The organism is Bradyrhizobium sp. AZCC 2262, assembly GCF_036924535.1.
Classification (GTDB): domain Bacteria; phylum Pseudomonadota; class Alphaproteobacteria; order Rhizobiales; family Xanthobacteraceae; genus Bradyrhizobium.
The window spans coordinates 999,066-1,011,767 of record NZ_JAZHRT010000001.1 but is presented as its reverse complement, the minus strand read 5'-3'; the positions used below and the strand labels follow the sequence as shown (position 1 = coordinate 1,011,767).

Genomic DNA, 12,702 nt, shown 5'->3' with positions numbered 1-12,702 from the left:
TGCGAGGCCGCCTATTTGTACGATTGTACAAATGAAATGTCCCTGTCAACAAAGAAGCGCCCTCGCCGGTTCCTGGAGGCCGCGCCCTAAATCCATCATCCTTAAAGGGTCAGGTCGTAAGCTACTGCCGATGCCAACCTGCGCGCGCCATATTGTCACGATCGTCACCGTCGCCCTCGCGGGCTGCGGCCTGGGCAGTTGCGGCACGATCAACGAGAAACTCGCGGCCGGTGTCAGCGACGCCATTCCGGCTGCGATCGGAGGCATGCCCGCGGACGCGCCACCGCGCCCCGGCACTGCAAAGTACGATGAGTACATGCGGGAGCGCGAGCGGAAGCGCCTGCTGCCGGCATCCGAACGGGGCGAGGAAACCAAGCCCGCGCCCGCGTCGAAGGGCCCGGCTCGCTAGAGCCTGATCAATGATCAGGCTCTAGATCTTTTTTTGACGCGTTTTCTTCACGCGAACCGGTACCCGCCCCCGGATCAAGTCCGAGGGCATGCTTCGCTCGAAAACGCTATGTCAGTCCATGAACACGACAGTCTTGCGGCCATTGAGGATCACGCGGTCCTCGAGATGATGGCGCATGGCGCGCGCCAGCACGCGGCGCTCGATGTCGCGGCCCTTGCGCGAGAGGTCTTCCGGGGTGTCGCGGTGGCTGATGCGCTCGACGTCCTGGTCGATGATCGGGCCTTCGTCGAGGTCGCGCGTGACGTAATGCGCGGTGGCGCCGATCAGCTTGACGCCGCGCTCATGGGCCTGGTGATAGGGCCGCGCGCCCTTGAAGCCCGGCAGGAACGAGTGGTGGATGTTGATGCAGCGCCCCGACAGTCTTGCCGACATCTCATCCGACAGGATCTGCATGTAACGCGCCAGCACCACGAGATCGGTCCTGGTGTCCTGAGCCAGTTTCCAGACCGCCTCTTCCTGCTCGCGCTTGGTTTCCTTCGTCACCGGCATGTAGTGGAACGGGATCTCGCCAAAATCGAGATTGCCATAGGTCTCGCGCGGATGGTTGGAGACAACAGCGGTCGGGATCATCTCGAGTTCGCCGGTACGCCAGCGATAGAGGATATCGACCAGGCAATGATCCGATTTGGAGACCAGCAGCATCACCCGGCGGCGATTGGCGCGGTCGCGCATCTGCCATTCCATGCCGAAGCGGTCGGCGATCGCGGTGAAGCCGGTCTGCAGGGCCTGCAATTCGACCGCGAGATCGGCAGCGGTGAACACCACCCGCATGAAGAATTTTCCGGTTTCGATGTCGTCGAACTGCTGGGCGTCCAGGATGTTCTGCCCGTTATGGGCGAGAAAGGTCGACACCGCGGAAACGATGCCGGGACGATCCGGGCAGGACAGGGTCAGGACAAACTGGTGATCGGGCATGGCGAAGCTGACTACAATTCGGGCAAAAGGGTGAAGCGGCGATTTGCGGCCCTGCTCTATCACCGCGCATGCGCTTGCGCCAATCCCGAAACCGGAGTCAGGATGAACAAAGCGCGAAGCAGAAGCGTTGGAGCGATCTCATGGCTGACAGATTGAACGGTTACCGCATCCTGATCCTGGAAACGCGCGAGGAAGCGCAGTTTTCCCGCCTGCTCACCGAGCAGGGCGCCGACGTGCTGCAATGTCCGATGTTCACTATCCACGACGCGCCGGACCCGGCGCCGGTCGAAGCCTGGATCGGACGGTGCATTGAAAAGCCCTTCGACGATCTGGTGCTGATGACCGGCGAAGGCCTGCGCCGGCTGATGAAGGTCGTCCGGCGCATCGGCGTCGAACCGGAATTCATTGCCTCCCTCGGCAAGCCGCGCAAATTCGCGCGCGGCCCCAAGCCCGGCAAAGCGCTGCGCGAAATCGGTCTGGAACCGCAGATGACGACGGAGAAGCCGACCTCCGAAGGCGTCGCCGAGATGCTGTCGCGCCTCGATCTGCGCGGCCACCGCCTCGGACTGCAGCTTTATCCGGACAAGGATCACAGCGTCCTGATCGGCGCGATCAAGGCGCAAGGCGCCGAGGTCGATACCGTGCTGCCCTATGCCTATGACGCGCAGGCCGCCGACGCCAATATCATCACCGCGATCGACGAGATGGCGGCGGGCCGCATCGACGCGATCGCGCTGACCAATCTCGGCCAGATCCGCCGCCTGATCGAGGTCGCGCGCGCGCGAGGCTGCGAGGACCGACTACGTGAGGGGTTGGAGCATACGCCAATCGCTTCCGTCGGACCGGCCGTGTCGGACGAACTCAAGTCGCACGGGCTGCGCACCGATATCTATCCGGCGGAGGACGCTTTTTTCATGAGGCCGCTGATCTCGGCGATGGCGGCGGCGCTTGGCAAGAACCCGCCGCGTGCGGCCAGTTGATCTAAGCCGCCCAATGGCGAAGACGTCACGCCGCTAACCAAAGAACGGGAACGGAAGACACGATAATTCCGACGTGGAGATCGGCACGCGCGACACGCCATAACGCAAGCAGACAGCCGGCTTGTTATTTCTCCTTAGGCCTACAAAAGGTATAGGCAGAATAGGGAGGCATTATTTTCGCGGGAGCCGATGCCAAACGCTCTTGCGACAGGCCGAGCCCGTCCCCGGACAGGCCCTCACGGACACGAGATGTTGCGTTCGGGTCATCGCTCCCCGCACCATTAATACCCGAACTGACGCCAACGATCTCCCCGGCATGTCGATAGACCTGATGCCGATGAGCGGGCAAATTTTCTGGCTTTAGAGTGACGGTTTCCAATCCCCCAGTCTGGCCATACGGCCTGTCTTCCAGATCGGTTCCCTTGCCAGCACCAATAACGAACCTGCCTCGCAGCTCAGTTACTTCGCGCCAGTCGTCCGGACATTTCTCGGGTCCCAATGAAAAGCTACTATTGCGTTTGGCGGAAATTTCGAGGCCTCTTTTGCTATACGAACAACGCGCTCCTCAAGGAGTGTATAGAGATGCCACATCCCAATTGCGCCGAGCAAAACCAAGCCAAGCGCCAGCCAGATTTGGTTGTCCGCCAATACTTGCTTTAGGCTAGGTTTCGCTGGCTGTTCCTTATCTTTCGGGGCAGCGTTCTCGTGTTGCGCCATGATCCCTCCCCAAGTGATCACTCGGGACGACTATGCTGTCGCAGTTTTTTTCTGCACGTGGTACGTCTTGCATCAGACTTTATTGACAGAGCCTACATCAAACCCAAATAGCGGCCGATGCTCGTCCCGAATTTTACTTTTCCGTCTCAGTGGAAATCAGCCAAGAACGCTTTCGATAAGATATTGCGTTGAACAGCAATTAACTCGTGTCATTATGCATCGACACATCTAAAAATAGCAAGGCTCGGATCGAGATCAATGGCGGCGGCGCTCGGCAAGATGCCGCCGCGCGCGGCGGCGAGAAGCTAGTCCACCTTGGCGCCGGCGAACTTGACCACCTTGCCCCATTTCTCGGTTTCATCGGCCACCAGCTTGCCGAAGTCGGCGGGTGAGCCCGGCAACATCATTGCGCCGATCTCGGTAAAGCGCGCCTTTGCCTTCGGATCAGCCAGGATTTCATTGACCGCCTTGTTGAGCCTGTCGACGATTTCCGCCGGCGTGCCCTTTGGCGCGGCGAGGCCATACCAGGCGCTTGCCTCGTAGCCCGGCAGAAAATCGGCGACCAGCGGCAAATCCGGCAGCACTTCCGATCGTGTCGTGCTGGTGACTGCAAGGCCGCGCAGCTTGCCGGACTTGACGTGCTCGGCGCAGGTCGGGATGTTGTCGAACATCACATGCATCTGGCCGGACAGCATGTCGGTGAGCGCCGGCGCGCCGCCGCGGTACGGCACATGCTGCATGTTGATCCCAGTCAGCATCTTGAACAATTCGCCCGACATGTGGATCGTCGACCCATTGCCTGAAGACGCCATGTTGAGCTTGCCGGGATTGGCCTTGGCATAGGCGATCAATTCGGGAATCGATTTGATCGGCAGTGACGGGTGCACCACCACGACGTTGGGAAAGCGAATGATGCCGGCGATCGGCTCCATCTCCTTCATGAAATCGAACGGCAGCTTGTCGTAAAGCGTGGCGTTGATGGCGTTGGCCGGCGCGACCAGCAGCAGCGTGTAGCCATCCGGCGTGGCGCGCAGCGCCTGCTCGGTCGCTATGTTGGTGCCGCCGCCCGGCCGGTTCTCGATGATGAAGGACTGCCCGAGCTTTTCCGAGAGCCACTGTCCCATCAGGCGCGCCGTGAGGTCCGCCGAGCCGCCCGGGGTATAGCCGATGACGAGGCGAACCGGCCGCGCGGGATAGGCCTGCGCGCTCGCGCCTCCGGATGTGAGGGGAAGCGCAGCCGCACCGGCTGCGAGTTGCAAAAATTGACGACGCTGAAATTTCTTCATGTTTCCTCCAACGCACTGGCGGCTCTTGTGGCCACCTGGGCACGTGCATCCTAGAGCCTTTTCGGTTCTGATTGAATCAGAACCGAGCTCTAGATTCTTGTTTTGACGCGTTTTCTTGACGCGAACCGGTATCCACTTCGCTCAAAAACGCTATGACCGCGCAGCGTCGTGAAGCCGACAGATATTCTCAGTCCGGAGGCGGAGGGTTTACCGCGTCACTTCGTCTCGCCGAGGAACGCCTGATAGGCGAGCCCGATGCCCTTTTCCAGCGGCGTGCTGGCGCGCCAGCCGAGTTTCGCCAGCCGGCTGACATCGAGCAGCTTGCGCGGCGTGCCGTCCGGCCGCGAAGTGTCAAAGCTGATCTGGCCGGTATAGCCGACCGTCGCCGCGACCACGCGGGCGAATTCGGCGATCGTGATGTCCTCGCCGGTGCCGATATTGACCAGTTCGTCAGCGGAATAGGTCCTCATCAAATGGATGCAGGCATCCGCGAGATCATCGACATAGAGGAATTCGCGCCGTGGCGTGCCGGTGCCCCAGACCACGACCTCCTTGGCGCCAGACAGCTTCGCCTCGTGGAAACGGCGGATCAGCGCGGCCACGACATGGCTGTATTCGGGATGATAATTGTCGCCGCTGCCATACAGATTGGTCGGCATCACGTTGATGAAGTCGGCGCCGTACTGGCGGCGATAGGCCTCCACCATCTTGATCCCGGCGATCTTGGCAATCGCGTAGGGCTCGTTGGTCGGTTCCAGCGCCCCCGTCAGCATGGCATCCTCGCGCAACGGCTGCGGCGCCAGCTTGGGATAGATGCAGGACGAGCCCAGGAACATCAGCTTCTCGGCGCCGCTGGCATGCGCCGCGTGAATCACGTTCGTCGCAATCGCCAGATTGTCATAGAGGAATTCGGCGCGCAGCGTGTTGTTGGCGGCGATGCCGCCGACCTTGGCCGCGGCCAGAAACACCACCTGCGGGCGTTTGGCGGCGAACCATGCGTTGACTGCGGTTTGATCGCGCAGATCGACTTCGCTGCGGGTCGCGGTCAGCAACTCGATATTTTCGGCAGCCAGCCTGCGCACCAGCGCGGAGCCTACCATGCCGCGGTGACCGGCGACGTAGACGGTCTTGCCTTTCAGCTCAAACGGAAGGCTTGCCATTGGCGGCCTCCCGCCGGGCTTCTTCGAGATCGCTCGCGACCATCTCCTTGACCATCTGGGTGAAGGACGTTTTGGGCTTCCAGCCCAGCTTCTCCCGCGCCTTGCTGGCGTCACCGACCAGAAGATCGACTTCGGTCGGCCGGAAATAGATGGGATCGATCCTGACCAGGGTCTTGCCGGACTTCACATCGATAGCGGTCTCGTCGACCCCCTTGCCGCGCCATTCGATGCGGCGGCCGACTTCGGCAAATGCCAGCTCGACGAACTCGCGGACCGAACGGGTCTCGCCGGTCGCCAGCACGAAATCATCGGGGGCGTCCGCCTGCAGGATCTTGTGCATGCCCTCGACATAGTCCCGCGCGTGGCCCCAGTCGCGCTTGGCCTCCAGGTTGCCGAGATAGAGGGTGTCTTCCAGGCCGGTTTCGATGCGGGCGACGCTGCGCGTGATCTTGCGCGTGACGAAGGTCTCGCCGCGGATCGGGCTCTCATGATTGAACAGGATGCCGTTCGAGGCATACATGCCATAGGCCTCGCGGTAATTGACCGTGATCCAGTAGCCATACAGCTTGGCGACGCCGTAAGGAGAACGCGGGTAGAACGGCGTGGATTCCTTCTGCGGCACCTCCTGGGCGAGACCGTAGAGTTCGGAGGTCGAGGCCTGATAGAACCGCGTCTCCTTCTCCATGCCGAGAATGCGGATCGCTTCCAGGAGCCGCAACACGCCGATGGCGTCGGCGTTGGCGGTGTATTCCGGACTTTCGAAACTGACGCCGACATGGCTCTGGGCGGCGAGGTTGTAGATCTCGGTCGGCCTGATCTGCTGCATCAGCCGGATCAGATTGGTCGAATCGGTCATGTCGCCGTAATGCAGCAGGAACGGCATCTTGCGGGAATGCGGGTCCTGGTAGAGGTGATCGATGCGCGCGGTGTTGAACGAGGACGACCGTCGCTTGATGCCGTGGACTTCATAGCCGAGGCCGAGCAGATATTCGGCAAGATAGGCGCCGTCCTGGCCGGTGACGCCTGTGATCAGCGCCACGCGCTTTGGATTTTGAGCCGTCATAGTCTCTCCAAGAGCCTGCCAGGCCCGGGGGATAATAAACCCCCAGGCCTCAGGGCCCCCGCGTCTCGGCTACGCCGGAAGCGCCCTGCGCGGCGCAGGCCATAGCATCCGCGAGAGGCATAGTCTAATCCAAAAGCCGCTCAATTTCAGACCCTTAGGCCGAGCGCCGTCCGCATCGACTGATGGTAGTGGATCATGGCCGGCTCGTTGCGACCGTAGACGGTGTGCGTCTGCGCGCCCGAGGTCAGGCCGATCTGAATGCTGCGCCCGGTTGGGAAATCCTCGCCCGTAACAACATCGAGGACGAGCTGCATGTTCTTGTCCCAATGGATGCGCTCTTCCTCGGTGCTCGGCGCCTTCGGCACGTAAAGCCCAAGGTCCATGACAGAGAGATCCGCGCGCCCCTCGCGGGGAAACACCCGCGCGAGTTCGACATGGTCACCCTGCACGAGGACAACGGTATTGGGAAACAGCGAATAGACCAGCGTCGTATTCCACATCAAATCCCATTTGTCCTCGGGCTCGGCCTTGAGCCGCTCGAGCTTCCTGCGCGGAAACGTGAGGCGGTGGTTGAGACCGAACGCCTCGAAATCAGTCACGTTGCCATGCAGGATGTCGCGCAGGGAATCGCGGTGCAGGAAGCCGACGTGGTAGCCCTCGTTGAACGTATCGACGACAATCTTCCAGTTCATGGTCTCCGGGATCAGACGCCGGTCGTAGAACGACCAGGACGCAAATCCAAACGAAGCGAGCTCCTCGGCGAGACCCCCAAGCCAGGGATCGATGTCGAAATTCGTCGAACCGTCCGCGGTCGGGATCACCCACACCAGACCGTACTTTTCACACAGCGGCAGTTCGACAAGAGAAGCGCGTTCGCTGCGCACGTCAGGAAAGCAGCGCTCGTCGGGAATGCCCATCAGTTGGCCTGCGAGGTCGTAGGTCCAGGCATGATAGGGGCATGAGAACAGCCGCGCCTTGCCGCAGCCCTGGGCTACCTTGGCGCCGCGATGGCGACACACGTTCAGGAATGCGCGCAATTTGCCGTCGCGTCCCCGCACGATCAGAACGGGCAAGCCGGCATGGTCGTCGGTGCTGAAGCTGCCCGGCGCGGGCCAGTCCGAAGCAAAACCCATGACCAGCGGATGCCTGCGAAACAGAACCCGCTGTTCCTCGGCGAGGCGCTCGGCGTCCGTGTAGGCCGACACCTCGTTGCGCCAGGGGCTATCCGCCATCGCCGTGGTCCGGGTCTCCACGTAATGCAACAGCCGCTTCAAAAGGTTGATCTGATCCTGCCTGCTCATCGGACATCTCCGGCTGGCCGTGGTCTCAAAACCGATCATTAGTGATACGGTGCCGTATCAATATCACTTGCCGTTCCGACTTTCAATACGGTACCGTATCGCTCGCGAACACAACAACGAGAGCGACCGGCAACATGGCGCCCTCGCTCAATTTTGCGGGACGTCGAGGCTGGTCTTACTCGCCATGATGGCGCAAGCGTTCGAGCTCGATGATGGTGACGCCGCCATATTCGAGCCGCAGCAAGCCTTCCTTCTCCAGCCGCTTCAGGCACTGGTTGGCGTTTTGCCGCGAAATACCGGATAGCGCTCCGATTTCTTCCTGCGTGATCTCGAGATGGCGCGTCATGTCCGGATAGAGAATCGGGTTGAACAGCGAGGCGATCGAGCGCGCGACGCGGCTGGTGGCATCGAGCGTGCGGCCATGTTCCAGCGCCCCGATGAACTGGCCGACCCGCTCGTTGAGCTGCCGGACGAGAAAGCGGTTGAACGCGACGCTGTTCTCGAACAACCAGAAGAAGGTGCTACGATCCATCAGCGCCAGCCTTGTATCGCGCAACGCCACCACATCGTAACGGCGCAACTCGCTCTTGAGCATAGAGCCCTCCCCGAACCAGGCCCCCGCGGTCATGCCGGCCAAAGTCACAGCCTTGCCGCTGCTCGACACGGTACCCATTCGGGCAAGACCCGTGACAATGCCGGTCCAGTAGTCGAAGGGATCTCCCCGCATGAAAACATATTCGTTGGCGCGAAAGGATTTCTCCACGATGCCGGCGCGGGCGATCTCGATTTCCCGTTCGCTCAGTTCGCGCGACCAGGCCGCGATGCGCTTGAGGTAATCCGCAGCAATCATGATCGCATCGACCGTCGCGTCCTCAACATGTTGCACCGCAGCAGAAGTGCTGTCTTGCAAAATTTCCCGACGAATTGTCAGGCAAAAGACATTTCAAACTATCGCATTGCCCTAAGGAGGGCCACCTCGTCACGCGCCGCCTATGGCGCGCTGGCGGGGTGCGACACTACCACGCGTGAGGCGGGGCATCGGCCGGCACCCATAGTCGGATGGCCTGCCCGTCACTGCCGATGTAGGATCGCGCATGCGATTGCAAACGATAGATATTGCAAAACGATAGATAAAGAGCGCAACCCAAGCGCCATATCCGGAGGGAATGAGTGGCTTACACGTTGGAAGTGCGCGGGGTTTCGCTGCGCTTCGGTGGCGTTCGTGCGCTGACCGAGGTCTCATTCGGCGTGAACGAGGGCGAATTGTTCTCGATCATCGGCCCGAACGGCGCCGGCAAAACCTCAATCGTCAATTGCATTTCCGGACGTTACAAGCCGACCGAAGGCCAGCTGTTCTACCGCGGCAAGGACATCACCGGCCTCAATCCGAATGCACGGCCCCGGCTAGGCATCGGCCGGACCTTCCAGAACCTGGCGCTGTTCCACCATATGAGCGTGCTCGACAACATCATGGTCGGGCGGCACCACCTGTTGAAGAACAATTTCATCACGGGATCGCTGTACTGGCTGACGGGGGCGCGGCGCGAGGAACTCGAACACCGCCGCAAGGTGGAGGAGATCATCGACTTCCTCGACCTGCAGTCGGTGCGCAAGGCCACCGCCGGCACCCTGCCCTACGGCCTGCGCAAGCGCGTCGAGCTCGCCCGCGCGATGGCGCTGGAGCCGCAACTGATCCTGCTCGACGAGCCGATGGCCGGCATGAACTTCGAGGAAAAGGAGGACATGGCCCGCTACATCGTCGATCTCAACGAAGAGTTCGGCATGACCGTGATGATGATCGAGCATGACATGGGCGTGGTGATGGATATCTCTCACCGTGTCATGGTGCTGGATTTCGGCCGCAAGATCGCCGAGGGCGATCCGACGTCCGTGCTCGCCGATCCCCATGTGAAGCGCGCCTATCTCGGTGAAGAGGACGAGGCTCTCGTCGACCCCGACGACAAGCCCGCCACTCCGGAGTGCGCGGCATGATGGATTACGCCGGACGCGTCGCCCAGGCAGATACTTTTCCAAAACTGTTGCGCCTCAATGCCAGGGAGCACGGCGGCGAGATTGCGTTGCGCGAAAAGGATCTCGGGCTGTGGCGCGTCTTCACCTGGAACGACTACCAGACGCGCGTGCACGATTTCGCGCTCGGCCTGCTCGAACTGGGTCTTAAGCGCGGCGACGTCATCGGCATCATCGGCGACAACCGGCCGGACTGGGTGGCGGCGGAAATCGCAACGCACGCCATCGGCGCCATGAGCCTCGGCCTCTATCGCGACGTGCTGGACGAGGAAGCGGCCTACCTTCTCAGCTATGGCGACGCCAAACTGGTGTTCGCCGAAGACGAGGAGCAGGTCGACAAGCTGCTGGCGCTGGCCGACCGCGCGCCCAACCTCAAGCATATCGTCTATTCCGATCCGCGCGGCATGCGGAAATATGACGATCCGCGGCTGATGGAAGCCGAGAAGCTCGCCACGATGGGGCGCGACCGCGCCGCGCGCGAGGCCGGCCTTTACGACCGGCTGGTCGACGCGACAAGCAGCGAGGATGTCGCGATCCTCTGCACCACCTCTGGGACCACGGCCAACCCCAAGCTCGCGATGCTGGCGGCCGGGCGCGTGCTGAAACATTGCGCGACCTATCTGGCCTTTGACCCGAAGGGGCCGGACGATGAATACGTTTCGGTGCTGCCGCTGCCCTGGATCATGGAACAGATCTACGCGCTCGGCAAAGGGCTGCTGTGCCGGATGAAGGTCAACTTCGTCGAAGAGCCCGAGACCATGATGCACGATTTCCGCGAGATCGCGCCGACTTTCGTGCTGTTCGCGCCGCGGCTTTGGGAATCGATCGCCGCCGATGTGCGCGCCGGCGTGATGGATTCTTCGCCGCTGAAACAAAGGCTCTTCGACATCGGCATGAAGGCGGGACTTTCGGCGCTCGCCCAGGACAAGCGTTCGATGTTCGCCGACCAGTTGCTGTTCCGCGCGCTGCGCGACCGCCTGGGCTTCACGCGGCTGCGCTCGGCTGCGACCGGTGGCGCCGCGCTCGGACCGGATACCTTCAAGTTCTTCCAGGCCATGGGCGTGCCGCTCCGTACGCTTTACGGCCAAACCGAGATGCTGGGGGCGTACACGCTGCATCCATCCGGCAAGGTCGATCCGGATACGACCGGCGTGCCGATGGCCGACGACATCGAGCTCCGCGTCGACAATCCGGACGTCAACGGCGTCGGCGAAATCGTGGTGCGTCATCCCAACATGTTCCTGGGCTATTTCAAGAATCCGGAAGCATCAGTCGCCGACATCAAGGACGGCTGGATGCACTCCGGCGACGCCGGCTATTTCAACCGCGACAAACAGCTCGTGGTCATCGACCGCATCAAGGATCTCGCCGAGACCTCGCGCGGCGAGCGCTTCTCGCCGCAATATCTGGAAAACAAGCTGAAGTTCTCGCCCTATGTCGCCGAGGCCGTGGTGCTCGGCGCCGGCCGCGATGCGCTGGCCGCGATGATCTGCATTCGCTACTCGATCATCTCGAAATGGGCGGAGAAGAACCGCATCTCGTTCACCACCTACACCGACCTCTCCTCGCGCCCCGAGGTCTATGCGCTGCTGCGCAAGGAAGTCGAAGCCGTCAACGCCACGCTGCCACCGGCGCAACGCATCTCGCGCTTCCTCCTGCTCTACAAGGAACTCGATGCCGACGACGGTGAACTGACGCGCACCCGAAAGGTCCGACGCAGCGTCATCAACGAAAAATACGCGGATATTATCGACGCGATCTATGGCGGCAAGCGCGACATTCCCGTCGACACCATGATCCGCTTCCAGGACGGCACCACCCAGCGCATCCGCACCACGCTTCGGGTAGTCGATCTCGGCGGGCACGCGCTGATGGCGGAGGCCGCGGAATGAACACCCAGCTCCTGATCCAGCTCCTAGTCAACGGCCTCGTGGTCGGCACGCTCTATGGCGTGGTCGCGATGTCGTTCGTGCTGATCTACAAGGCGACGCAGGTCGTGAACTTCGCGCAGGGCGAACTGCTGCTGGTCGGCGCCTGGGTATGCTGGTGGCTGCTCACCAAATATCAGGTCCCGTTCTATCTGGGCATGCCGATCACGCTGGTCTTCATGTTCCTGTTCGGCATCGCGATCCAGATCTTCATCCTGCGCCCCATGATCGGCGAGCCGATCATTTCCGTGATCATGGTGACGATCGCGCTGTCGATGGTATTCGCCGCGCTGATGAAGTGGATATTCGGCGTCAACCTGCAGCCGTTCCCGCGGATCTTCCAGACCCAGAACATCAATATCCTCGGATTGCAGGTGCAGACGGTCTATCTGATGAGCCTCGCGGTTTCGGTGGCGATGATGGTGGGAATGGCGTGGTTCTTCCGCTTCTCCAAATATGGTCTGGCGATGCGCGCCACCGCGTTCAACCAGCAGGTAGCGCAGTCGCTCGGCATCTCCGTGAAAAGCGTATTCGCGATGGCCTGGGCGATTTCGGCCACCGTCTCCGCCGTCGCGGGCGTGGTGGTCGCCGTCGTCAACGGCGTCTCGGCCGGGCTGTCCGCCTATGGCGTCAAGGTGTTTCCGGCGGCGATCCTAGGCGGTCTCGACAGCGTCGGCGGCGCGGTGCTGGGCGGCATTATCATCGGCCTTCTGGAGAATTTCGCACATTTTCTCGACAGCGAATATCTGCACTGGGGCAATCTCTACGAGATCGCGCCGTTCTATGCGCTGATCATCATTTTGATGATCAAGCCGTATGGCCTGTTCGGCACCAAAGACATCGAGCGGGTGTAAG

12 protein-coding genes are annotated in these 12,702 nt (G+C 61.5%); 5 read left to right on the top strand and 7 right to left on the bottom strand.

Annotation, left to right across the window (positions count from 1 at the left end; genetic code table 11):
• Positions 1-130 precede the first annotated feature (130 nt).
• A complete protein-coding gene (locus V1283_RS04585) occupies positions 131-409 on the top strand; it encodes a hypothetical protein (protein ID WP_334385263.1) in 279 nt (92 codons plus the stop codon).
• 111 nt (positions 410-520) lie between these two features.
• On the opposite strand, the gene purU is transcribed toward V1283_RS04585, so the two are convergent.
• Complete coding sequence (gene purU, locus V1283_RS04580; protein WP_334385262.1) at positions 521-1,384, bottom strand: formyltetrahydrofolate deformylase; 864 nt, start codon at positions 1,382-1,384, stop codon at positions 521-523.
• A 140-nt stretch (positions 1,385-1,524) separates the two neighbouring features.
• On the opposite strand from purU, the gene V1283_RS04575 reads away from it, so the two are divergent.
• Entirely contained in the window at positions 1,525-2,364 is an 840-nt protein-coding gene (locus V1283_RS04575) for a uroporphyrinogen-III synthase (protein WP_334385261.1), read from the top strand.
• A 459-nt stretch (positions 2,365-2,823) separates the two neighbouring features.
• On the opposite strand, the gene V1283_RS04570 is transcribed toward V1283_RS04575, so the two are convergent.
• The 6 genes from V1283_RS04570 to V1283_RS04545 form a co-directional block, all read right to left on the bottom strand.
• Positions 2,824-3,081 (bottom strand): hypothetical protein, encoded by a 258-nt coding sequence (locus V1283_RS04570; RefSeq protein WP_334385260.1) that lies wholly within the window; start codon positions 3,079-3,081, stop codon positions 2,824-2,826.
• 305 nt (positions 3,082-3,386) lie between these two features.
• Positions 3,387-4,367 (bottom strand): Bug family tripartite tricarboxylate transporter substrate binding protein, encoded by a 981-nt coding sequence (locus V1283_RS04565; RefSeq protein WP_334385259.1) that lies wholly within the window; start codon positions 4,365-4,367, stop codon positions 3,387-3,389.
• Positions 4,368-4,582: 215 nt separating this feature from the next.
• Positions 4,583-5,527: a GDP-L-fucose synthase gene (fcl, locus tag V1283_RS04560; protein WP_334385258.1), complete on the bottom strand. Its 945-nt coding sequence runs from the start codon at positions 5,525-5,527 to the stop codon at positions 4,583-4,585.
• Complete coding sequence (gene gmd, locus V1283_RS04555) at positions 5,508-6,590, bottom strand: GDP-mannose 4,6-dehydratase (protein WP_334385257.1); 1,083 nt, start codon at positions 6,588-6,590, stop codon at positions 5,508-5,510. The genes fcl and gmd overlap by 20 nt, the downstream gene beginning before the upstream one ends.
• A 146-nt stretch (positions 6,591-6,736) precedes the next feature.
• Positions 6,737-7,891 (bottom strand): aromatic ring-hydroxylating oxygenase subunit alpha, encoded by a 1,155-nt coding sequence (locus V1283_RS04550; protein ID WP_334385256.1) that lies wholly within the window; start codon positions 7,889-7,891, stop codon positions 6,737-6,739.
• A gap of 175 nt (positions 7,892-8,066) precedes the next feature.
• Positions 8,067-8,741 carry a Crp/Fnr family transcriptional regulator gene (locus V1283_RS04545; protein WP_334385255.1) on the bottom strand — a complete coding sequence of 225 codons (675 nt, stop codon included), beginning with the start codon at positions 8,739-8,741 and terminating at the stop codon, positions 8,067-8,069.
• 320 nt (positions 8,742-9,061) lie between these two features.
• Here V1283_RS04545 and V1283_RS04540 point away from each other — a divergent pair, with 320 nt between their 5' ends.
• Genes V1283_RS04540 through V1283_RS04530 form a run of 3 tightly spaced genes read left to right on the top strand, consistent with a single transcriptional unit; the run spans position 9,062 to position 12,701 of the window.
• A complete protein-coding gene (locus V1283_RS04540) occupies positions 9,062-9,883 on the top strand; it encodes an ABC transporter ATP-binding protein (protein ID WP_334385254.1) in 822 nt (273 codons plus the stop codon).
• Complete coding sequence (locus tag V1283_RS04535; protein WP_334385253.1) at positions 9,880-11,811, top strand: long-chain fatty acid--CoA ligase; 1,932 nt, start codon at positions 9,880-9,882, stop codon at positions 11,809-11,811. The genes V1283_RS04540 and V1283_RS04535 overlap by 4 nt, the downstream gene beginning before the upstream one ends.
• Positions 11,808-12,701, top strand: coding sequence for a branched-chain amino acid ABC transporter permease (locus V1283_RS04530; RefSeq protein ID WP_334385252.1), 894 nt, complete (start codon positions 11,808-11,810; stop codon positions 12,699-12,701). The genes V1283_RS04535 and V1283_RS04530 overlap by 4 nt, the downstream gene beginning before the upstream one ends.
• Position 12,702: the final 1 nt, after the last annotated feature.

Coding starts and splice junctions, on each gene's coding strand:
- purU (WP_334385262.1), bottom strand. CDS start 1,384: ATGCCCGATCACCAGTTTGTCCTGACCCTGTCCTGCCCGGATCGTCCC.
- V1283_RS04570 (WP_334385260.1), bottom strand. CDS start 3,081: ATGGCGCAACACGAGAACGCTGCCCCGAAAGATAAGGAACAGCCAGCG.
- V1283_RS04530 (WP_334385252.1), top strand. CDS start 11,808: ATGAACACCCAGCTCCTGATCCAGCTCCTAGTCAACGGCCTCGTGGTC.
- fcl (WP_334385258.1), bottom strand. CDS start 5,527: ATGGCAAGCCTTCCGTTTGAGCTGAAAGGCAAGACCGTCTACGTCGCC.
- V1283_RS04550 (WP_334385256.1), bottom strand. CDS start 7,891: ATGAGCAGGCAGGATCAGATCAACCTTTTGAAGCGGCTGTTGCATTAC.
- V1283_RS04545 (WP_334385255.1), bottom strand. CDS start 8,741: ATGATTGCTGCGGATTACCTCAAGCGCATCGCGGCCTGGTCGCGCGAA.
- V1283_RS04575 (WP_334385261.1), top strand. CDS start 1,525: ATGGCTGACAGATTGAACGGTTACCGCATCCTGATCCTGGAAACGCGC.
- gmd (WP_334385257.1), bottom strand. CDS start 6,590: ATGACGGCTCAAAATCCAAAGCGCGTGGCGCTGATCACAGGCGTCACC.
- V1283_RS04565 (WP_334385259.1), bottom strand. CDS start 4,367: ATGAAGAAATTTCAGCGTCGTCAATTTTTGCAACTCGCAGCCGGTGCG.
- V1283_RS04585 (WP_334385263.1), top strand. CDS start 131: ATGCCAACCTGCGCGCGCCATATTGTCACGATCGTCACCGTCGCCCTC.
- V1283_RS04535 (WP_334385253.1), top strand. CDS start 9,880: ATGATGGATTACGCCGGACGCGTCGCCCAGGCAGATACTTTTCCAAAA.